Raw genomic sequence first — 21580 nt, 5'->3', positions numbered from 1 at the left:
CGATCGTCGGACGTAGCCCTGCCCAGCCGTGAAAGGACAACGGATGTCCGTCGATGTCGTCATCTGCGAGCCGCTGCGGACGCCGATCGGCCGGTTCGGCGGCGCGCTGGCCGGCCAGACGCCCGCCGCGCTCGCCGCGCACGTGCTGTCCGCCGTCGTGGAGCGCGCCGGCGTGGACCCGGAGCGCGTCGACGAGGTCATCCTGGGGCACGCCTACCCGACGTCCGAGGCGCCCGCGATCGGGCGGGTGGCCGCACTCGACGCCGGCCTGCCGGACACGGTGACCGGCATCCAGATCGACCGCCGCTGCGGTTCCGGCCTGCAGGCCGTGCTCGACGCCGCCATGCAGATCCGCGCCGGGTTCAGCGACGTCGTGCTGGCGGGCGGCGCCGAGGTGATGAGCGCCGCGCCGTACTACACGCACGAGGGCCGCTGGGGGATCAAGGGCGCCGGCCTGCAGCTGCACGACTCGCTGGCGCGCGGCCGCGCCACCGCGGGCGGCGTGCACCACCCGATCCCCGGCGGGATGATCGAGACCGCCGAGAACCTGCGCCGCGAGCACGGCATCTCCCGCGAGGACCAGGACGCGCTCGCCCTGCGGTCCCAGCAGCGGGCGGCGCGGGCGATCGAGGGCGGGCTGTTCAAGGACGAGATCGTCCCGGTCACCGTGAAGTCGCGGAAGGGCGAGACGGTGGTCGACGCCGACGAGCACCCGCGCCCGGACACCACCGCGGAGGGCCTGGCGAAGCTGAAGCCGGTGATGATCCGCACCGACCCGGAGGCCACGGTCACCGCGGGCAACGCGAGCGGGCAGAACGACGCGGCCGCGGCCTGCCTGGTCACCAGCCGGGAGACCGCGGAGAAGCTCGGCCTGCGCCCGCTGGTGCGGCTGGTGTCGTTCGCGCGCGCCGGGGTGCCCGCCGAGACGATGGGCATCGGCCCGGTGCCCGCGACCCGCGCGGCGCTGGCGAAGGCCGGGCTGTCGCTGGACGACCTGGACCTGATCGAGCTGAACGAGGCCTTCGCCGCGCAGGTGCTGGCCTGCACCCGCACGCTCGGGCTGAGCGACACCGACGAGCGGTTCAACGTCAACGGATCCGGGGTGTCGCTGGGCCACCCGGTGGGGGCGACGGGCGCGCGGATCCTGGCGACGCTCGCGCGGGAGATGGTCCGCCGCGAGGCGCGGTACGGCCTGGAGACGATGTGCATCGGCGGCGGCCAGGGCCTGGCGGCGGTGTTCGAGCGGACCGGCTGACACCGGCTCGGTCGGCTGACCTGAGGCGCACGCAGCCCGCGTCCTGGAGACGAACCTCGCATCGGCGGGGGCCAGGGGCTCGCGGCGGTGCCGAGCGCGTGGGCTGACCGCCTGCGCGATCGGCTGACCCGGGGCGGCGGCCGCCGCCCCCAGCCCCGCGTGAGGTTCGCGCGGGGTTGGGGCCAGGTCAGTCCCGCCGGGCTGGCGCGCCCTCGGCGGGTGCGGCGCGCAGGTACTGCCACGGGTACTTCTCCCGCGCCGAGCCGGGGTCCAGGGTTTCCGCGGCGTGCAGGGGCCACGCCGGGTTCCGCAGGGCCTCCCGCGCCAGCAGCACCACGTCCGCGGACTTCGCGGCCAGGATCGCCTCCGCCTGCTCCGGCTCGGTGATCAGGCCGACCGCGCCCACCGGCAGCGCCGTCCGGGCGCGGACCTGCTCGGCGAACGGGACCTGGTACCCCGGTCCGACCGGGATTCGCTGGTCGGGGTCGAGCCCGCCAGTGGTCACGTCGATCAGGTCCACGCCGCGGTCGTGCAGCAGCGGCGCCAGGTCCGCGGTCTCCGCGGCGGTCCAGCCGCCCTCGACCCAGTCCGTCGCCGACAACCGCACCAGCAAGGGGCGTTCCGCGGGCCACGCAGCGCGCACCGCGTCGACCACCTCCAGCAGCAGCCGCACCCGGTTGCCGAACGCGCCGCCGTAGTGGTCGGTGCGCTGGTTCGCCCGCGGCGACAGGAACTGGTGCAGCAGGTACCCGTGGCCGGCGTGGATCTCGACCGCGTCGAACCCCGCGTCGGCCGCTCGCCGGGCCGCGGCGGCGAAGTCCGCCACGATCCGGGCCAGGTCGGATTCCGTCGCCTCCACCGGGGAAGCGAAGCCGCGGTAGGCGAGCGGCGACGGCGCGAGCGGTGTCCAGCCGCCCTCGCCCGCCGGCACCATGCCGCGCCCCTCGCCGGGCGCGAACGCCGACGCCTTGCGCCCCGCGTGGCCCAGCTGCACTGCGATCGGCGTGCCCTGCGCGTGCGCGAACCCGGTGATCCGCCGCCAGCCCGCGACCTGCGCGTCCGACCACAGACCGGTGTCCCGCGCGCTGATCCGCGCCTCCGGGGACACCGCGGTGGACTCGGTGATCAGCATCCCGAACCCGCCTGCCGCGCGGGCGCCGAGGTGGACCAGGTGCCAGTCGCCCGGCACCCCGTCCGCCCCGGCGCTGTACTGGCACATCGGGGACAGCCACACGCGGTTCGGCACCGTCAGCTCCCGCAGCGTCAGCGGGGTGAACAGCCTGCTCACGAGCCCGCCCCGAGGAACGCCCGCGCGTTCGCGGCCAGGGTCGCGACGTCCAGGCCGGCCGCGGCGGCGAACCCGACCGGGTCCGGCTGCGCCATGTCGAACGGGTGGTCGCTGCCGCACACGACCGCGTGCTCGCCCGCCCGCGCCGTCAGCAGGCGCAGCAGCTCCGGGTCGTGGGTGACCGTGTCGAACCACAGTGCCCGCACCGCTTCGCCCGGCGGGCGCGACGAGTCGCGGCGGACGTCGGCCCGGGTGCGCCAGCCGTGGTCCCACCGGCCCAGCACCCCGGGCGTGCACCCGCCGCCGTGCACGAAGCAGATCCGCAGGTCCGGCAGCTGGTCGAGCACCCCGCCGAGCAGCAGCGCGCCGACCGCCGTGGCGGTTTCGACCGGGTTGCCGAGCAGGTTGGCCAGGTAGTGGTCCTGCCACTCCGGGCGCGGCAGCTGCATCGGGTGCACCAGCACCGACAGGCCGAGCCGGGCGGACTCGCCGAGCACGTGCCGCAGCACGCCGCGGTCCAGCGACTCGCCGCCGAGCAGCGGCGGGATCGCCACCCCCGCGATTCCCGGCTGCGCCGCCAGCCGCTTCAGCTGCTCGGTCGCCACCGCCTCGCCGTCCAGGGAGACCAGGCCCAGCCCGGCGAGCGCACCACCAGCGGACGCCACGACCTCGGCGAGCGCGGTGTTGAACGCGTCCACGTACTCGGCCGCCGGACCCGCGACGGGGAAGGCGAACGGCGGGGCCGACAGCACCCGCACGCCGAGCCCGGCCGCGGCGGTGTCGGCGAGGATCGCCGGCACGTCGCTCATGGCCCGCGTGGGGATGGACAACGGCACCTCACCGAGGTGCAGCTCGCCGCCGGAGTCGCGCAGCGGCCCGTACGGGGCGCCCGGCGGGAGGCCGAACAGCTCGGCGGGCAGCCAGTGCGCGTGGACGTCGACCGGCCCGTCCGCGATCGGCCCGATCACCGCCGCTCTCCCAGCGGCAGCGGCGCGTTGGCGCTGTCCAGGTGCTCGACCGTGGTGAACACCAGCTCGCTGTCACCGATGTTCTCGATGTCGTGCAACAGGTACTCGCCGGGGCCGAACGTGAAGTGCCGCGTCTCACCGGCCACATAGGACACTTCACGGGTGGTGCCGTCGCTGGTGTGCTGGCGGCTGCGCCCGGCGTTGACCGCGGTCCAGAAGTAGTCCAGCACGTGCCGGTGGGCGTGCCAGCGCTCGCCGGGCGCCAGGCGGATCTCCCAGACCCGGACGCGGTCGTTCTCGCTCAGCAGGCGGGAGCCGACCTCGCCGTCGTGGGCGTGGGCCTCGAACTCGGCGCGCAGCTGCGGGCTCCAGCCGTCGAAACCGCTCGCGACGAGGGTGCCCGCCAGCGGCAGGTCGGACAGGAAACTGGTGTCGGACATGGTCTTCTCCTCGTTTCAGTGGCCGGGCCCGTAGAGGCCGAATCGCAGGTCCGGGTCCCCGGGTGTCCAGGTGTTGTGGAACTGGGAGCGCGCGCCCATCGCCTTGACGCGGTCGAGCAGCCGGGCGCTCAGCTCCAGCTGTGCCGGCTCCCACTTGCGCAGGGCGGCGGGGACGTCGCCGTCGGCGTCGGTCAGCGCGCCGGCCAGCGCCCAGGCGTCGGCGGCGGCCTTCGCGGTGCCGGCGGCGGCGTGCGGGCGGGCGGCGGCCGCGGCGTCGCCGATCAACGCGATCCGGCCCTGCGCCATCCGCGAGGCGCGCACGTCCGACACGACCTGGATGTAGGGCTGCGCGGTGCGGGTGACCACCTCGGCGGCGGCGGGCGCGAGCAGTTCCGCGGCCGTTTCCCGCATCTCGTCGACGTAGCGGTCCTGAACCTGTCCCGGGTGGATGGACACGGTGCCGGTGAAACCGCGCTTGTCGATGAGCATCTCCGCCAGCTCACTGCCGGCCGGCACGTTGCGGTACCAGACGTAGTTCATCAGCCGCTCCGACGGGCCGGTCTCGCCGGGGATCGGGTACACCGTGATGTGCGAGTGCGGGACCACGCTGTAGGAGATCGCGTTGCCGAGCAGTTCCCGCGTCCCCGGGGTGAGTTCGTGTTCGGGCACAGTGCCGCGCCAGCCGACGTAGCCGGAGTACTCCAGCTGCGCGCCGGGGTCGAGCAGGGACCGGCCGATCGAGGTGATGCCGTCGGCGAACACGACCAGATCGGCCTCGGCGCGGTGCCCGGACACGAACCGGACGGTCACGCGGTCCTCGTCCTGCGCGACACCGCAGGCGAACTGGCCGAGGTGGTAGTGCTCGCTGCCGAAGTCGGCGAGCAGCGCCCGGTAGAAGGTGCCCCAGGACGTGTAGGTCCAGCGGCGGCGGGCGCGGTGCACGACACCGTTGCCGCGGTCGAGGTACTGCACGTACTCGGTCGCGGTGGACAGCGCTTCCGGGTTCTGCGCGCTGCGCTCGGCGAACCAGCGCACGGTGTCCGGCTGCAGCACGATCCCGCCGCCCCGGCCGTCCAGCGGCGTCGGGGTGCGCTCGTACACCTCGACCTCGAACCCGAGGTCGCGCAGCAGCAGCGCGGTGGTGAGCCCGCCGATCGACCCGCCGATCACGGCGGCGCGGGCGCCTGCGTAGGCACTCATCAGTGGATCTCCTCCGAAGCGGGAACCGGGCCGGGCTGGACCGGATCGGCGGGCAGGGGCGCGCCGCGGGTCTCCGGCGCGAAGAACAGCCCGATGGCGCCGAGCATCCCGACCGCGACGACGCACGTGGTCGCCAGGCCGAGGTCGCCGCCGAACCAGGACGCGGCCACCACACCGGCCACCAGCGGCCCGGCCGCGGTGAGGTAGCGCCCGATGCCGTTGTAGAGCGCCATCCCGGTGGCGCGGACGCTCGGCGGGAACAGCTCCGGGCCGTAGACGAGGATCCCGGACAGCGCGCCGTAGAGGCCGAAGCCCGCGACCGGGATGACGGCGAGGAACACGCCCCAGCCGGGCGAGAACGGGAACAGGAACCCGACACTGACCGCCGAGACCGCGAAACTGGTCGCGAACGCCTTCCGGCGGCCGATCGCGTCGGCCAGGAAACCCCAGGTGGCGTAGCCGAGCACGCCGCCGGCGTTGAACAGCATCGAGGCCAGCGCGACGCGTTCGTTGGCCACCGCCGGCGCCAGCTGGGCCGCGGTCGCCGCCTGGCGAATCACCTGCGGGTACCAGGTGGACACGCTCCAGAAGGCGACCAGCGACCCGGTGGCCAGCGCGGTGCCGACCAGGGTGTGCTTGAGCAGCGGCCGGGACAGCAGGCGGCGCAGCACGAACCGGTCCTGCTCGGTGCGGTGGCCGCGGGCGCGGCGCTCCCGGCGGGCGGCGATGGAGCCCTTGATCTCCGGCGGCTCCGGCACGTGACGGCGGATGAAGTACACCAGCAGCGCGGGCAGCACGGCGATGCCCATCATCAGCCGCCAGCCGTGGCCGCCGAGCACCGCGTAGGCCAGCGAGGCGAGGAAGAAGCCGAACGCGTAGCCGGACATCATCACGCCGCAGGCCCGCGCCCGGTAGCGGTTGCGCCAGACCTCGGCGACGAGCGCGGCGCCGACCGGCGCCTCCACCCCGGACCCGAGGTCGGCGATGAACCGCAGGACGCCCAGCTGCCACCAGGTGTCGGCGAACGCGGCCAGCGCGGTGAACACCGCGTAGGTCACGATGCCCGCGGACAGCACGCGGACGCGGCCGAAGTAGTCGGCGAGGATGCCGAACAGGATCCCGCCGGTGCCCCAGCCGAACAGGAACAACGCGACGGTGATGCCGCCGTAGAGCCCGATGCTGCCGGTGGCCGGCGCGATCCCGCTGTGCGGCAGCAGTTCGGTCATCGCCGGGCCGAGGATCAGGGAGTACAGGCTGCCCGCGAACCCGTCGAGGGCCCAGCCCATCGTCGTGCCCAGCAGGACCAGCCACTGGGTGCGGGTGATCTCGGTGCGCCACGCCGGCGCGGATTCGGTCATGGAACGGCTCCTTTGCCGTGGGGTCAGTTGAGGCGGCCGGGGCTGTCGGCGCCGTACCAGTCGACGTCGTCGGCGGCGGTGCGGGCGACGACGGTCTTGATCCAGGTGAAGTCGTCGAAGGACTCGGATCCGGCGTCCCGCCCGGTGCCGGATTCCTTGATGCCGCCCCAGGGCAGCGACGGTTCGAGGCGGTGGTGGTCGTTGATCCAGACCATGCCCGCCGCGATCCGGTCCGCGACGCGGTGGCCGCGGGCCAGGTCGCGGGTCCAGACCCCGGCGCCGAGGCCGAAGCGGTTGTCGTTGGCCTTGGCGATCGCGTCGGCTTCGTCGTCGAACGGGACGACGACGGCGACCGGGCCGAAGATCTCCTCCCGCGCGACCCGCATCTCGCTGGTGGCGTCGGCGAGCACGGTGGGCCGCAGGAAGAACCCGCCGTCGAGCGGCGCGGGCAGGTCGGGCGCCCCGCCGCCCGCGGCGAGCCGGGCGCCTTCGGCGATCCCGGCGCCGATCAGGTTCAGCACCTTGTCCCGCTGCGCGGCGCTGACCAGCGGGCCGAGCTGGGTGCGCGGGTCGGACGGGTCGCCGATCCGGATCGCGTCCGCGCGGCGGGCCAGCGCGGCCACAAACCGCTCGTAGTTCCCGCGCTGCACCAGGAACCGGGAACCGGCCACACAGGACTGCCCGGCCGCGACGAAGGCGGCGAACGCCGCGCCCTCCGCGGCCGCCTCGGGGTCGATGTCGTCGAACACGACGATCGGGGTCTTGCCGCCCAGTTCGGCGGTGACGCGGGCGAACCGCTTCGCGGTGGCGACCGCGGCGGCCCGGCCGGCCTCGGTGCCGCCGGTGAGGGTGATCTTGGCGATGTCCGGGTGGCCGGTGAGGCGCTCGCCGACCTCCCGGCCGCCGGTCACCACGTTCACCACGCCGTCCGGGACACCGGCCTCGCGCACCAGATCGGCCAGCGCCACAGTGGACAGTGGCGTGATCTCGGAGGGCTTGACCACGACCGTGTTCCCCGTCGCCAGCGCGGCGGACAGGCTGCGGGCGAGGATGAGCAGCGGGTGGTTGAAGGGCGTGATGATGCCGCACACGCCGAGCGGCGCGCGCCGCTGGTAGGTCAGGTACGGGCCGTCGGAGGGCAGCACGGCGTCGCGCTGGGCGGCCAGCAGCCCGGCGTTGTAGCGGAACCACTCCGGCACCCGGGACAGCTGCGCGCGGGTCTCGGTCACCGGGCGGCCGTTGTTGCGGGTCTCCAGCCGGTACAGCGACTCGGCGGCGCCTTCGACGACGTCCGCGACGCGCAGCAGCAGCCGTCCGCGCTCGGTGCGGGTCAGCGACGGCCACGGCCCGCCGAGGAACGCCGCCCGGGCGCGGGCGACGGCGGCGTCGACCTCGTCGAGGGTGCTGTCCGGCACCGTGTCGAGCAACCGGCCGGTGGCCGGATCGAGGATCGGCCGCGCGTGTCCGGTCTCGGCGGTGGTGGGGGAGGTGGTCGTCGTCGACATCCCGGGCCCTTTCGGTCGTGGGTGGAGCGCTTCCCGAGTCTGATCGACGGCACCGCGCCGGGCGATGTCTGCGGCGACACAGAGTTGACTTGTGGAGTGTTCCCGCTGACACTTCCGGGGTGGATGAGGTTTCCGAGCTGCGCGAGTGGCTGGGCGCGATCGGCGCCCTGACCGCGGCGGTGAACGCCGGTCAGGGGCTGCGGGAGGTGCTCGACCTGGTCGCGGCGACCGCGCGGGAGCTGCTCGGGCTCGACTTCTGCGGTGTCCTGGTGCCGGACGCCGCGCGCGCGAACCTGGTGATCGCCGGGTGGAGCGGGCTGACCGAGGCCTACGTCGCCCGCGTCAACTCCGACCGGCCGGTGCGCATCGAGGCCACCGCCGACGTCGGGGCGCCGTCCAGCCAGGCGTTCCTGTCCGGCCGTCCGTGCGCGGTCTCGGACATCTCACGGGAGCCGGACTTCGTCTGGGGCGGTGTCGCCCGCGAGCAGGGTTACCTGTCGATGCTGTCGGTCCCGCTCGTGACGGCCTCCGGCGTGATCGGCACGCTCAACAGCTACCGCTCCACCGTGCACGAGTTCGGCGCCGAAGAGGTCGGCCGGCTCCAGCTGCTCGCCGAGCACGCCGCCATCGCGATCACCTCGGCGCGGGTGCTGGACGACCTGCGCCGCCAGCACGACCTGGTGACGCGGTCGGAGCGGATCCACGAACGGCTGCTGCGCGTCGCGGTGCAGGCGGGCGGGGTCGCCGGGATCGCGGCCGCGCTGCACGACCTGCTGGGCAGGCCGGTGCTCGTCCGCGACTCGCGGGGCGAGGAGCTCGCCGCCGCGGGCGGCCCGGTGGAGGCCGGTGACGCCGGGCCGTGGTCACCGCGTGCGGAGCTGGTGCGGGAGAGCGGTGCGCACGTCGTGGCCGACGTCGTGCTCACCGGCGAGGTCGCCGCCCGGGTGTGGCTGCCCGGCGGTCCGCTCGCGCCGCTGGACCGCCGGGCGCTGGAGCACGCGTCGGTGGTGCTGTCGCTGGAACTGCTGCGGCAGCGGACCGCGCTGGAGGTGGAGCAGAACCTGCGGGGCGAGCTGCTCGCCGACCTGCTGGCCGGGGCGGACCCGTCGGCCCCGTCGGTGCGGGACCGCGCCGGGCTGCTGGGCCACGACCTGACGCGCCCGCACCGCGCGCTCGTCGCCCAGGTGGTGGCGGGCGGGAAACCGGCGCCGCCGGGCGCGACCCAGCGGGCGATGGCCGAGGCGACCCGGCTCGCCGCCGGTGTCCGGCCGCGCCCGCTGGTGGCGCTGTACCGCGGGGACGTGGTGGCCTTGTGGCCCGACGGCGAGTCCGTCGACGGCTTTCGCCGGGCGCTGCTCACCGCGCGCGGGGTCGACGACGCCACCGTCGCGGTGTCCGCGCCTGCCGTCAACCACGCCGAGGCCTACCGGGTCGCCCGCGGAGCACTCGCCGTCGCCGCCCACGCCGGGCAGTCGGGCGCCACGATCACACTGGACCGGCTCGGCGTGGCCGGGTTGCTGCTCCAGCTCGGCGACCCGGCCCCGCTGTGCGAGTACGCCGACCGCACTCTGGGCGGGCTGGTCGCCTACGACCGCGACCACGGCACCGCCCTGCTGGAGACGCTGCGGGTGCACCTCGCCGCCGGGCTGGACCGGCAGGCCACCGCCGCGGCGCTCACCGTGCACCCCAACACCGTCAGCCAGCGTCTGCGCCGCATCGAGGCGCTGAGCGGTCTGGACCTGCGCTCGGCGCGCGACGTCGTGGACGCGCAGTCCGCGCTGGTGGTGCTCGACGTGGCGAACGGGACGCACGCCGAGGCGTGATCGGAAGTCCGAGGTGGACGGAAGTCCCCCGGACATCACGGTTCGGTTTCGGCGGCAACCGGATCGGCGCGGCGAGCGAGTTAGCGGCATGGTCGCCGTGCGGTTCCTGCTCGCCTTCACCCTGCTCCTGCTGGGCGGGTGCGCCACGCGGCCCGCGCCCGTGCAGCCGGTGCCGGTGCAGCCCGCACCGGAGCCGGAGGTCGTGGCGCCGGTGGAACCGGAAGCGCTCGACGTCCCGCGGATCGGCGCGCGCTCGACGCTCGTCCCGCTGGGCCTCAACGCCGACGAGACCATCGAGGTGCCGCCGGTGACCCAGCCGATGCAGGCCGGGTGGTACCGGCTCGGGCCGTCGCCGGGGGAGCCGGGGCCCGCGGTGGTCCTCGGGCACGTGGACGGTGGCGGCAGGCCGGGGATCTTCCACCGCCTCAAGGAACTCGTGCCGGGGGACGAGGTGGTGGTGTCGCGAAAGGACGGTTCCACCGTCACGTTCGCGGTGACCCGCGTTGAGCAGATCGACAAGGACGAGTTCCCCACCGAAGCGGTCTACGGCGACACCGCCGGGCCCGAGCTGCGGCTGATCACCTGCGGCGGCAGCTTCGACCGGGCCGCGCGCAGCTACCGCGACAACATCATCGTCTACGCCGCACTGCGGTGACGATTCTGGGAGGAAACCATGCAGCACAAGAAGATTCTCGGCGGCGCCGGGCTGCTCGCCTTCGCGGCCGGGGTGCTCGCCGCGCCGGCCGCCAGCGCCACCGCGCCGCCGCCGAAGCTCGGCGTGTCCCCGTCCTCGGTGTCCCCGGGGGAGACGCTCGAGTTCAGCGCGTACTGCGCGGGCTACCCCAGCACGGTGACCTCGCCCGGGCTCGCCGCCCCGGTGACGCTCACCCGTGTCCTGGACGGCTACACCGGCACCGGGAAGGCCGCGGCGAAACCCGGCAGCTACCAGGCCACCTTCACCTGCTCCGGCAGCGGCGGCCCTGCAGGCAACGGCACGGCGACCGCGACGTTCACGATCACCGGCCCGGCAGTGCCGACAGCGACGACGACCACCAAGCCGCGGCCGGGCACGTCGACGCGGCCACCCGCGCCGCCGAAGACCACGACGAAGGCCCCGTCGAAGGCGCCGCAGGTCAAGGTGCTGCCCAAGGGCGCCCCGGAGACCGGCGACGGCACCTACGCCGGGTAAAGGCGTCCGGACCGGGGCAGATCAACTGCCCCGGTCAGTCCGGCACGTCCCGGTCGGCCACGTGCACGGCACGGCCGTCCTGGTACACGGCGAGGATCCGCTTGCCCAGATCGCGCACGTCGAGCGGGTCCCCGTCCACGATGACCAGGTCCGCGCGCTTGCCCGGGGCGATCGAGCCGAGCGTGGACTCCAGCCCCATCAGCTCGGCGGCGGACAGCGTCGCGGCGTGCAGGGCTTCGGCCGGGGACAGGCCGTGCTCGACGAGCAGCTCCAGCTCCAGCAGGTTCTCGCCGTGCGGGTAGAGCGGCGCGTCGGTGCCCATCGCGATCCGCACGCCCGCGTCGACGGCGCGCCGCACGCTGTCGCCGGAGCTCTGGCGGATCTTCTCGGCGATGTGGTCCGGGTACGGCACACCCGCCTCGACGGCCTGCCGCAGCCCGACGCCCGCGCTGAGCGTCGGCACCAGCCACGTGCGCCGCGCGGCCATCATCTCCAGCGTCTCGTCGTCCAGGAAGTGACCGTGCTCGATCGAGCGGACCCCGTTGCGCACCGCCGCTTTCGCGCCCTCGCCGTGCGCGTGCGCCATGACGTGCAGGCCCGCCGCCGACGCCTCAGTCACCATCATGGCGATCTCGTCGTCGCGGAAGTGCGGGATCCGCGGCCCGGCGCCGCTGGACACCACGCCGCCGCTGGTCGCGACCTTGATGACGTCCGCGCCGGCACGCACGAGTTCGCGGATCTTGCGCCGGATCTCCTCCGGGCCGTCCACGATCACCGGCGGGCGGCCCGGGTGCGGCGGCAGCAGGTCCACCACGCACGTCGAGGGCCACCACGGGTCGCCGTGCCCGCCGGTCTGGCTCAGCATGTTCAGCGAGATCTGCATGCGCGGCCCCGGGATCAGGCCGCGTTCCTGCGCCACGCGCATCCCGAGGTCGGCGCCCGCCGCGTCGCGGACCGTGGTCACCCCGGCCGCGAGCGTCCTGACCATGTTCCGCGCGCCCTCGTAGAACTGCAGCGAGAACGGCTCCTGCGCGGCGGCGAACAGGTCCGCGCCGGTCATGGTGAGGTGGACGTGGCAGTCGATCAGCCCGGGCAGCACGCCGCGGCCTGCGCAATCGACCTCCTCGTCGCCGTCGAGGCCGATGCCGACGTCGGTGATCCAGCCGTTCTCGACCGCCACGTCTGCGGGACCGGCGGTGCGGGAGGCGGCGTCGAACACCGTGCCGCCGCGGAAGATGGTGCGGGTCATCGCTGCCCCTCCCGTGTGAGTTCCACTGTGGACAAGCCGCGTTCGGACTGCCGCCGGATGAGCGGCGCGAGCGCGAACAGCACCAGGGCGAGCACCACCGCGCCCATCCCGAGCAGGCCGAAGTAGGCGGCCGCCGACCCGGCGTCGTAGAACTTCACCAGCTGCGCCCCGATGCCTTGCCCGGCGGCGTTCGACGACAACCACAGGCCCATCGTCTGGGTGGCGAACGCGGCGGGCGCCAGCCGGGTCGTCGCGGACAACCCGATGGGGGACAGGCACATCTCGCCGATCGTGACCACGGCGAGGCTGCCGATCAGCCACAGCGGGCTGGTCTGGCCGGGACTCGTCGCGGGCAGCACGAGCATCAGGTAGGACAGCCCGGCGATCGCCAGGCCCGCCGCGAACTTGTGCGCGGTGCCGGGGGAGCGGGCGGACCGGTCGAGCCGCAGCCACATCAACGCGAACAGCGGCGTCAGGACGATCAGCACGAGCGATCCGACGGACTGGAACCACGACGCCGGGATGGTGAACCCGAACGCCCCCAGGTCGGTGCTCTCGTCGGCGTACTGCGCGATAACGGTCGCGCCCTGTTCCTGGATGCACCAAAACGCAACCGCGGAGACGAACATCGGGATGTAGCCGCGCACCCGCGCCCGCTCCGCCGCGGTGGTGCGCTTGCTGCGCAGCATGACCGTGAAGTAGCCGACCGGCAGCGCGATCGCGAGCACGCTGATCAGGTCGACGACCCCGCCCGGGCCGAGCGCGCCGGTGCCGATCGTCGCGGCGAGCACGGCGACGAGCACCGCGACCCCGGCCGCCACCGCGACCACACGCGAGCGGGGCACCTCGCCCAGCCGCAACGGGTTCTTCGGCGCGCTGCTGAGCGGGCTGAGGTGGCGTTGGCTGCGCACGTAGACCACAAGTCCGAGCGCCATGCCGATCGCCGCCAGACCGAATCCGAGGTGGTAGTCGTACCGTTCGCCGACGGTGCCCACGACCAGCGGCGCGGCGACCGCCCCGACGCTGATCCCCATGTAGTAGATGCTGAACCCCGAGTCGCGCCGCGGATCGTCGCGGGCGTAGAGGTCGCCGACCGACGAGGAGATCGTCGGTTTCAGCAGCCCGGTGCCGCTCGCGATGAAGATCATCGACGCGAACAGCGCGCCGGCCCCGGCGGGGATCGCGAGGCAGATGTGGCCGCACATGATCAGGACCCCGCCGGTGAGCGTCGCCCGCCGGTCCCCGAGCAGCCGGTCGCTGATCCAGCCGCCCAGGATCGCCGCCATGTACGTCGCCGAGCCGTAGACCGCGATCAGCGACTTCGCGCTGCCCGGGTCGATGCCGAGACCGCCGTCCAGGATCCGGTCGGTCATGTAGTACAGCAGCAGCGCGCGCATGCCGTAGTAGGAGAACCGTTCCCACGCCTCGGCGAAGAACAGCCCGACCAGCCCGCGCGGCTGGCCGAAGAACACCCGATCCGTACTCCCCACGCCCACCGCACCTCCGAGCCGACCGTGTCAGTGGGCGCAGACGTTACATCCGCGCGGGCCGGTGATCAATGCATGATTCGACTGTCGTGAGCGTTGACTGTCGCCGTTGCGACTTTCGATGGGCGATTTGCGTGAACAGATCGTCGGGGTGGCTGGTATGCGTTAGGTTGTCCCCGTGCACGGGAACCTGGACGAGATCGACGAGCGGCTCGTCCGCGCCCTGCACGAGGACGGCCGAGCCTCTTACGAGACGCTGGCCCGCCTGGTCGGGCTGGCCCGGTCCACCACGAAGGCCCGCGTGCAGCGCCTGCTCGGCGAGGGCGGGCTCCGGCTGGTCGGTACGATCCACCCGGCGGTGTTCGGGCTGCACCAGCTCGGCCACGTGACCATCGAGACCGACGGCCCCGCGGGCCCGGTCGCGCGGCAGGTCGCCGAACTCGGCGAGGTCTCCTTCGTCACCACCACCGCGGGCCGGTTCGCCGTCACCGCCGAGCTGCGCACGGCAGACCTGGAGTCCTTCGCCCGCGGCCTGGCGCGCGTGCAGGCCGTGCCCGGGGTGCGCGCGCTGCAGACCATGACCTACCTGCGCATCTGGAAGGACCCCTACTTCCCGCCCGGGCCGCTGGAGAGCCCCGGCCCGCTCGCGCACATCGAGCTCGACGCTCACGACCACGCGTTGCTGGCGCACCTGCGTGCCGACGGCCGGGCTTCCTTCGCCGAGCTGGCGAGCGTCACCGGCCTCTCCGCGGGCGCGGCGCGCGCCCGGGTGCTGCGGCTGCTGGAGACCGGGGTGGTCCACGTCGGCGCGCTGGTGCGGCTGACGCCGCTGAGCCGGGTCCACACGATGGGGTTCGCGCTGGACGTCAACGGTGACACCGAACCCGTGGCGCGCAAGATCGCCGCGCTCGACGAGATCGACTGCCTGGCCACCGGGATCGGCTGGTGCAGCGGAATCGGCACCATCCGGGCCGGCTCACTCGACGACGTGCTCGCCACGCTGGAGCGCGTGCGCGGCCTGCCGGGCGTGCGAACGGTCGAGGCGTGGACGCACCTGCGGGCCATCAAGGAGGAGAACGACCGGGCGCTTCCGCTGGCCGAATAGGTCTGGACCGGGAAATCGGTCGTGGCGCGGGGCTTGGCGGCCGTAGGGTGCGGGGCGTGCACACGATGATCGCCGAGGGCGTGGTGCTCGAGGTCGAGCTGGGCGGCGACGCTCCCGGATCGGTCGAGAACGCGGACGCGTGGGTCACGCTGGCCGATGGCACGAGGTGGACCGCGACCTTCCTGACGTACGCGGAGATCGGGCGGATCATGGGGCGGCACCGCCGGTCCGGTGAGTACCTGAGCGGCGGATACTTCACCTGCCCGGCGGATCTGGTGGTGCTGGCCGAACCGGGCGTGCGGGCGATGCTCGACGCGGTCGTGGACCTGGTGGCCACCGGCGGCCACGAGTCCGTGCTGCACCGGATTCCCTGAGGAGGGATGGCGTTGGCTCAGGCGCCGGACGGGACGGGCAGCACGCTCCGTTTCCGCGTGGCGGGCGAGGGCGGCGGGCAGGTGTGCTTCGAACCGGCGGGGATGTGCTACGACCTGGCCGACGGCGAACACGTGTGCGCACTGCTCGACGAGACACAGGTCCGCGCCCTCGAAGTGACGTACTGGCCCGGCGGGATCTCGGTGTGGGTGCGCGGCAGCTTCACGACATCGGACCACCAGGGCAACGAGCTGCACCACCTGTGGGGCGGGTGAGCCGGACACCGTGATCGAAATCCGCAACTTCCTCCGCCGCAAGGACGGCACCTTCGAACCACTCCTCGCGAGCTCGGATCCGCCGGAGGACCCCCTCTACGTCGAGGGCGCCATGGAGCTGGTGATCGACGGCGTCGAGCATGGGCTTGGCGCAGGCGGATCTCTCGGCGCTCAGGTCCTCCATCAGTTCCGTCCCCTACGGACGTCCGCCGCACCTCGTAGCCATGGCACGCGCTCGGCCTGTTGAGCGCGCTGCTGCCGGAGAACGCCGAGGACTACCGGCACGATCTGTCCCAGCTGCCTCCCGAGAGGTCCACATCAGACCGGGGCACGTACCCGGGGTAAGAGGCGTTCGGCCCTAGCCGGGGTGGTCGTGGACCGGGTGGGATCGGGCCGGTGCAGACCGATTTCACCGCCGTGCCGGACTGGTTTTCCTGGGAGAACAGCGGCGCGTCGATCGCCACCGCGGGCGGGGACCTCGTGCTCCTGATGGTCGACAACCCGCCCGGCCAGAACACCGCCTTCTACCGCCTCGGGCGGGGGCTCGACGACACCGGCGCCCTGACCGGCGGGTGGACCGCCTGGCAGCCGGTTCCCGACTGGTTCTCCTGGGAGAACGACGCCGCCGGGGTCGCCGTGGCCGACGTGAACGGCGACGGCGAACCCGACCTGATCGTCTACCTGGTCGACGCGCCGGAGGGCCCGAACCAGGCGTTCTACCGCGTCGGCTGGTCGCTCGACCGGGACACCGGCGCGGTCACCGGCGGCTGGACGCCCTGGCAGCCGGTGCCGGACTGGTTCGCCTGGCTCAACGCGGGCGGGGACATCACCGTGGCCCGCACCGCCGCCGGCCTGCAGCTCGTCGTGCTCATGGTCGACGCGCCCGAGGGCGCCAACGCCGGCTTCTACCGCAGCGGCACCCTGAACCCGGACGGCGTGGTGACGGACTGGCGACCGTGGCGAGCCGTGCCCGACTGGGGGTTCTGGGACAACCAGGGCGCGGCCGTCGCGGTCGCGGACCTGGACGGGGACGGCAACGACGAGCTGATCGTCCTGACCGTCGACAACCCGGCAGGCCAGAACCGCGCCCTGTGCACGATCGGCTGGCGGCTCGACGACGACGTGCGGCCCGCGGACGGCTGGGGACCGTGGATTCCCGTGCCGGACTGGGGGTTCTGGGAGAACCAGGGCTGCGGCCTCGCCGTCGCCGGGTTCGGCGGCGAACCGCACTTCGTCGTGCTGGCCGTGGACGACCCGGCCGGGCAGAACGCCGCGCTGCACCGGTTGCTGCACCCGCTCACCGACCTGCACATGGCGCCCGACATGGGGGTGTGGCGCCTGCTGGAACGCGACTCCGGCACCCTCGCCGTGCACGCCGCGCTGCTGCGCACCGGGGACGTGCTGTTCTTCGCCGGGTCGAGCAACGACCCCGAGCGGCACCACGCGCACCTCTACGGCACCACGGTCTGGCACTACCCCGGCGAGGAGGTCGAGCAGCCGCACACGCCCGTCGACCTGTTCTGCGTCGGCCACGCGTTCCTGCCCGACGGACGGCTCCTCGCCGCCGGCGGCACCGGGCAGTACGACCCGTTCCTCGGCCTGCGGCAGTCGATCGCGTTCGACCCCGACACCCTCACCTGGACGGCGCAACCGGACATGGCGGGCGGCCGGTGGTACCCGTCCCTGCTCGCGCTGGGGGACGGGCGGGTCCTCGCCGTCGCCGGGCTCGACGAGACCGGCATGCTCAACACCGTCCCCGAGGTCTACACCGAAGGCGCGGGCTGGACCACCCGGCCCGGGTCGGCGCACTGGCCCATGTACGGGCACCTGTTCCTGCTCGCCGACGGCCGCGTGTTCTACAGCGGCGGCCAGTACGGCAGCAACAACGGGGTGCGGCCGGGCGTGTGGGACCTCGCTGCCAACGCGGTGACCGACGTCCCGGGCCTGCCCGACGCGGGGCTGCGCAACCAGTCCGCGAGTGTGCTGCTGCCGCCGGCGCAGGACCAGCGGGTGATGATCGCCGGCGGCGGGCCGTGGGACATGCACGACCACTCCGGTGCGACCGCGTCGGCCGCGATCGCGGACCTGTCCGCCGCAGAGCCCCGCTACACGCCCGCGGCGGACCTGCACATGGCGCGGATGCACCTGTGCGCGACGCTGCTGCCGGACCGGACCGTGCTGGTCAACGGCGGTTCGATGACGGAGGAGCACGCGGACGCGGCGGCGCTGGAGGCCGAGATCTTCGACCCGGTGAGCGGGACGTGGACGATGGCCGCGGAGAGCCGGGTGCCGCGGCTGTACCACTCGGTGGCGCTGCTGGTGCCGGACGGCAAGGTCGTGACCGCGGGCTCCAACCCGGCGCGCAAGACCGAGGAGATGCGCATCGAGGTGTTCTGGCCGCCGTACCTGTTCGCTGGCCCGCGCCCGCTGGTCGTCGTGACCACGCCCGAGGTGCACTACGGCGGCACGCTGGAGGCCGACGTCCCGGACGCGGCGGACATCGCGAGCGCGTCGCTGATCCGCCCCGGCGCCACGACCCACTCCAGCGAGCTGGAACAGCGGCTGGTGGACCTGCCGGTGACCGTGGCCGGGACGGACCGGCTCCGGATGCGGCTGCCCGGCTCGCCGGAACTGGCGCCGCCGGGCTGGTACCTGCTGACGGTGGTGAACCACGCGGGTGTTCCGTCACCCGCGGTGTGGGTGCGGCTGAGCCCCGGGTGATCCCACCCCTCACGGAGATCACCCGGGGCGGGTCTCAGCCCAGTGCCGGCACCGCCAGGCGGCGTTCGTTCGCCGTCGCGTCGTCGGGCGCTTCCTGCGCGGTGCGTTCCGCCTCGACGCGCGCCCGGTAGTGCGCCACCTCGCGGTCGCGCCGGTCGGCGGTCCAGCCCAGCTCCGGGGCGATCAGGTCGGCCACCGCCGGGGCCGCCGCCAGCCCGCGGTCCCGCTGCTCGATCGAGATCCGCGTCCGCCGCGTGAGCACGTCCTCCAGGTGCAGCGCGCCTTCGTGCGTCACCGCGTACACCGCCTCGGCCTTCAGGTAGTCCGGCGCGCCCGGGATCTCCTCGCCCAGCTCCGGCCGCTCAGCGACCAGCGCGAGGACCTCCTCGACCGCCGTGCCGTACCGGCCCAGCAGGTGCTCGATCCGCGCCACCGGCAGACCCGCCCGCCGCGCGAGCGCGTACCGGCCCTCCCAGACCTCCGCGTACCCGCGCGCGCCCACGATCGGCAGCTTGTCCGTCCACGACGGCGGCGCCGGGCGGTCCACATCGGACATCGCCGCGTCGACGGCGTCGGCGGCCATCACCCGGTACGTCGTGTACTTCCCACCGGCCACGACCACCAGGCCCGGCACCGGGTGCGCCACCGCGTGCTCCCGCGACAGCTTCGTGGTCGCGGTCGCCTTCGCCGCCAGCAGCGGCCGCAGCCCGGCGTACACGCCCTCGATGTCGTCGTGCGTCAACGGCTTGCGCAGCACCGCGTTCACGTGGTCGAGCACGTAGTCCACGTCCGCGCGGCTGGCCGCCGGGTGCTCGCGGTCCAGGTCCCACTCGGTGTCCGTGGTGCCGACGATCCAGTGCGGGCCCCACGGGATCACGAACAGCACGCTCTTCTCGGTGCGCAGGATCAGCCCGGTGTCCAGGTCGATCTTCTCCCGCGGCACCACCAGGTGGATGCCCTTCGACGCGCGCACCGTGAACGGCTTCTCGATGCCGGCGGCCTCGGCGATGTCGTCGCTCCACACCCCGGTCGCGGCGATCACCACGCGCGCCCGCACGGTGATCTCCGCGCCGCTCTCCCGGTCGGTGACCCGCGCGCCCACGACCCGCTCGCCTTCACGGACCAGCGAGGTCACGCGCGTCCTGGTGACCACCGCCGCGCCCTGGTCGGCGGCCGTGCGCGCGATCATCATGGTGTGCCGGGCGTCGTCGACCTGCGCGTCGTAGTACTGGATCGCGCCGATCAGCGCGTCGTCGGCCAGGCCGGGCGCCACCTCGAACGCGCGCCGCCGGCTCAGGTGCCGGTGCCGCGGCAGCGCCCGCGCCCCGCCGAGCGTGTCGTACAACGTCACCCCGGCTCCGATGTAGCCGCGCTCCCAGACCCGGTGCTGGAGCGGCACCAGGAACTTCACCGGCCGCACCAGGTGCGGGGCCAGGGTGCGCAGCAGCAGCCCGCGTTCCCGCAGCGCTTCCCGCACCAGCTTGAAGTCCAGCTGCTCCAGGTAACGCAGCCCGCCGTGGATCAGCTTGCTCGACCGGCTGGACGTGCCCGCGGCCAGGTCGCGGGCCTCGACCAGGGCGACCGACAGCCCGCGCGAGGCCGCGTCCAGCGCGGCGCCCGCGCCGGTCACGCCGCCACCGACGACGAGCACGTCGAACTCTTCGTTCGCCAGCCGCCGCAGCGCGTCGCCGCGGTAGGCGGGGGACAGGGGTTGGGACACGGCTCTCTCCTCTTTTCCAAGCGTGGTGCCGGACCGGCGAGCCGCGTGTGGCGGCGCCTTGGGCGGGCGCCGCCACGCAGGCCGCTCCGGCACGGGATTCACTCGACGTCGACCCAGTCGAGGGTGCGGCCGACGGCCTTCTGCCAGCCGGCGTACCCCTCGGCGCGCTGGGCGTCGTTCCACGACGGCTCCCAGCGCCGGTCCTCGTTCCAGTTCTGTTCCAGCTCGTCGGTCGACTGCCAGAAACCGGCGGCCAGCCCGGCCGCGTAGGCGGCCCCGAGCGCGGTGGTCTCGGCGACGACCGGCCGGGACACCGGCACGCCGAGGATGTCCGCCTGCAGCTGCATGCACAGCTCGTTCGCGGTGACGCCGCCGTCGACGCGCAGCACGTCGAGCGTGACGCCGGAGTCGTTCTGCATGGCCTCCACGACGTCGCGCGTCTGGTAGCAGATCGATTCCAGGGTGGCGCGCGCCAGGTGGGCGTTGGTGGTGGCGCGGGTCAGGCCGACGATCGCGCCGCGGGCGTCGGACCGCCAGTACGGCGCGAACAGCCCGGAGAACGCCGGGACGAAGTAGATCCCGCCGTTGTCCTCGACCTGCCGGGCCAGCGTCTCGCTCTGCGAGGCGCCGCTGATGATGCCGAGCTGGTCACGCAGCCACTGCACGGCCGACCCGGTGACCGCGATGGAGCCTTCCAGCGCGTACACCGGCTTGTCGTCGCCGAACTGGTAGCACAGCGTGGTGAGCAGCCCGTGCTTCGACCGCACCAGCTCGTGGCCGGTGTTGAGCAGCAGGAAGTTGCCGGTGCCGTAGGTGTTCTTGGCTTCGCCGGGCCGGAAGCACACCTGACCGACGGTGGCCGCCTGCTGGTCGCCCAGCACGCCGGTGATCGCGATCTCGCCGCCCAGGGGGCCGTCGGCGCGGGTGGTGCCGAAGTGGCCGGACGACGGCTTGATCTCCGGCAGCATCCGCCGCGGGATGCCGAAGAACGACAGCAGCTCGTCGTCCCAGTCCAGCTTCTCCAGGTCCATCAGCATGGTGCGGGAGGCGTTGGTGACGTCGGTGACGTGCACGCCGCCGTCCACCCCGCCGGTGAGGTTCCAGATCAGCCAGCTGTCGGTGGTGCCGAACAGGGCGTCGCCGTTCTCCGCGTCGGCCCGGACCCCGTCGACGTTCTCCAGGATCCACTGCAGCTTGCCGCCGGAGAAGTACGTGGCGGGCGGCAGGCCGGCCTTGCGGCGGATCACCTCGCCCTGGCCGCCGCGCTCCAGCGCGGAGGCGATGCGGTCGGTGCGGGTGTCCTGCCAGACGATGGCGTTGGTGTAGGGGCGGCCGGTGCGCCGGTTCCACACCACGGTGGTCTCGCGCTGGTTGGTGATGCCGAGCGCGGCCAGGTCGGCGACCGTCAGGTTGGCCTTGGTCAGCGCGCTCGCGATCACCGCGCGGGTGCGCTCCCAGATCTCGGTGGGGTTGTGCTCGACCCAGCCCGGGCGGGGCAGGATCTGCTCGTGCTCCAGCTGGTGGCGGGCGATCTCGTTGCCGCCGTGGTCGAAGATCATGAACCGGGTGCTGGTGGTGCCCTGGTCGACGGCACCGACGAAATCGGGCATGGTCACTCCTTCGTG

19 protein-coding genes are annotated in these 21580 nt (G+C 73.6%); 9 read left to right on the top strand and 10 right to left on the bottom strand.

The genetic code is table 11. From position 1 onward, the window contains the following. Positions 1-43 precede the first annotated feature (43 nt). The gene (locus ABZ193_RS18430; protein WP_354710751.1) at positions 44-1255 is read left to right on the top strand and encodes an acetyl-CoA C-acetyltransferase; all 1212 of its coding nucleotides are present in this window, start codon (positions 44-46) and stop codon (positions 1253-1255) included. A 187-nt stretch (positions 1256-1442) separates the two neighbouring features. Here the strand turns inward: ABZ193_RS18430 and ABZ193_RS18425 are convergent, their stop codons facing one another. From ABZ193_RS18425 to ABZ193_RS18400, 6 genes are read right to left on the bottom strand one after another with little or no spacing between them, the layout of a single operon-like run. Continuing rightward, positions 1443-2543 (bottom strand): NADH:flavin oxidoreductase/NADH oxidase, encoded by a 1101-nt coding sequence (locus ABZ193_RS18425; protein WP_354710749.1) that lies wholly within the window; start codon positions 2541-2543, stop codon positions 1443-1445. Next, complete coding sequence (locus ABZ193_RS18420) at positions 2540-3511, bottom strand: amidohydrolase family protein (protein WP_354710748.1); 972 nt, start codon at positions 3509-3511, stop codon at positions 2540-2542. Before ABZ193_RS18420 ends, ABZ193_RS18425 begins: the two co-directional genes overlap by 4 nt. Continuing rightward, the gene (locus tag ABZ193_RS18415) at positions 3508-3951 is read right to left on the bottom strand and encodes a hypothetical protein (protein ID WP_354710747.1); all 444 of its coding nucleotides are present in this window, start codon (positions 3949-3951) and stop codon (positions 3508-3510) included. Before ABZ193_RS18415 ends, ABZ193_RS18420 begins: the two co-directional genes overlap by 4 nt. A 15-nt stretch (positions 3952-3966) precedes the next feature. After that, positions 3967-5151 (bottom strand): FAD-dependent monooxygenase, encoded by a 1185-nt coding sequence (locus tag ABZ193_RS18410; RefSeq protein ID WP_237334735.1) that lies wholly within the window; start codon positions 5149-5151, stop codon positions 3967-3969. Beyond that, positions 5151-6509, bottom strand: coding sequence for an MFS transporter (locus ABZ193_RS18405; protein ID WP_354710746.1), 1359 nt, complete (start codon positions 6507-6509; stop codon positions 5151-5153). The genes ABZ193_RS18410 and ABZ193_RS18405 overlap by 1 nt, the downstream gene beginning before the upstream one ends. A 23-nt stretch (positions 6510-6532) precedes the next feature. Continuing rightward, positions 6533-8014: an aldehyde dehydrogenase family protein gene (locus ABZ193_RS18400; RefSeq protein ID WP_237334737.1), complete on the bottom strand. Its 1482-nt coding sequence runs from the start codon at positions 8012-8014 to the stop codon at positions 6533-6535. A 119-nt stretch (positions 8015-8133) separates the two neighbouring features. On the opposite strand from ABZ193_RS18400, the gene ABZ193_RS18395 reads away from it, so the two are divergent. The 3 genes from ABZ193_RS18395 (at position 8134) to ABZ193_RS18385 (ending at position 11026) form a co-directional block, all read left to right on the top strand. Then, complete coding sequence (locus tag ABZ193_RS18395) at positions 8134-9837, top strand: helix-turn-helix domain-containing protein (RefSeq protein ID WP_354710745.1); 1704 nt, start codon at positions 8134-8136, stop codon at positions 9835-9837. Positions 9838-9925: 88 nt separating this feature from the next. After that, positions 9926-10492 (top strand): class F sortase, encoded by a 567-nt coding sequence (locus ABZ193_RS18390; protein WP_354710744.1) that lies wholly within the window; start codon positions 9926-9928, stop codon positions 10490-10492. A gap of 18 nt (positions 10493-10510) precedes the next feature. Continuing rightward, complete coding sequence (locus ABZ193_RS18385; RefSeq protein ID WP_354710743.1) at positions 10511-11026, top strand: hypothetical protein; 516 nt, start codon at positions 10511-10513, stop codon at positions 11024-11026. A gap of 34 nt (positions 11027-11060) precedes the next feature. Here ABZ193_RS18385 and ABZ193_RS18380 read toward each other — a convergent pair whose 3' ends face one another. Beyond that, positions 11061-12275, bottom strand: a complete 1215-nt coding sequence (locus tag ABZ193_RS18380; protein ID WP_354710742.1) for an amidohydrolase family protein — start codon at positions 12273-12275, stop codon at positions 11061-11063. Beyond that, positions 12272-13765: a peptide MFS transporter gene (locus ABZ193_RS18375; RefSeq protein WP_354710741.1), complete on the bottom strand. Its 1494-nt coding sequence runs from the start codon at positions 13763-13765 to the stop codon at positions 12272-12274. The genes ABZ193_RS18380 and ABZ193_RS18375 overlap by 4 nt, the downstream gene beginning before the upstream one ends. 175 nt (positions 13766-13940) lie before the next feature. Between ABZ193_RS18375 and ABZ193_RS18370 the strand changes: the two genes are divergently transcribed. The 5 genes from ABZ193_RS18370 (at position 13941) to ABZ193_RS18350 (ending at position 18235) form a co-directional block, all read left to right on the top strand. After that, on the top strand, positions 13941-14867 hold the full coding sequence (locus ABZ193_RS18370; RefSeq protein ID WP_354710740.1) for an Lrp/AsnC family transcriptional regulator: 927 nt from the start codon (positions 13941-13943) through the stop codon (positions 14865-14867). A gap of 56 nt (positions 14868-14923) precedes the next feature. Beyond that, positions 14924-15241 carry a hypothetical protein gene (locus tag ABZ193_RS18365; RefSeq protein ID WP_354710739.1) on the top strand — a complete coding sequence of 106 codons (318 nt, stop codon included), beginning with the start codon at positions 14924-14926 and terminating at the stop codon, positions 15239-15241. A 6-nt stretch (positions 15242-15247) separates the two neighbouring features. Then, positions 15248-15514: a hypothetical protein gene (locus tag ABZ193_RS18360; protein WP_354710738.1), complete on the top strand. Its 267-nt coding sequence runs from the start codon at positions 15248-15250 to the stop codon at positions 15512-15514. 10 nt (positions 15515-15524) lie between these two features. Then, positions 15525-15761 carry a hypothetical protein gene (locus tag ABZ193_RS18355; RefSeq protein ID WP_354710737.1) on the top strand — a complete coding sequence of 79 codons (237 nt, stop codon included), beginning with the start codon at positions 15525-15527 and terminating at the stop codon, positions 15759-15761. Between the two features lie 149 nt (positions 15762-15910). Further along, positions 15911-18235 (top strand): galactose oxidase-like domain-containing protein, encoded by a 2325-nt coding sequence (locus ABZ193_RS18350; protein WP_354710736.1) that lies wholly within the window; start codon positions 15911-15913, stop codon positions 18233-18235. A 34-nt stretch (positions 18236-18269) separates the two neighbouring features. Here the strand turns inward: ABZ193_RS18350 and glpD are convergent, their stop codons facing one another. Both glpD and glpK read right to left on the bottom strand, forming a co-directional pair. After that, positions 18270-19955, bottom strand: coding sequence for a glycerol-3-phosphate dehydrogenase (gene glpD / locus ABZ193_RS18345; protein WP_020422812.1), 1686 nt, complete (start codon positions 19953-19955; stop codon positions 18270-18272). 98 nt (positions 19956-20053) lie between these two features. Beyond that, positions 20054-21565 carry a glycerol kinase GlpK gene (gene glpK / locus ABZ193_RS18340; RefSeq protein ID WP_020422811.1) on the bottom strand — a complete coding sequence of 504 codons (1512 nt, stop codon included), beginning with the start codon at positions 21563-21565 and terminating at the stop codon, positions 20054-20056. Positions 21566-21580 lie beyond the last annotated feature (15 nt).

Origin of the sequence: Amycolatopsis sp. NPDC006125, from assembly GCF_040614195.1 — a bacterium.
Taxonomy (GTDB): domain Bacteria; phylum Actinomycetota; class Actinomycetes; order Mycobacteriales; family Pseudonocardiaceae; genus Amycolatopsis_E; species Amycolatopsis_E tucumanensis.
Note: the sequence above shows the minus strand (reverse complement) of the source record. Positions and strands in the feature narration are given on the sequence as shown.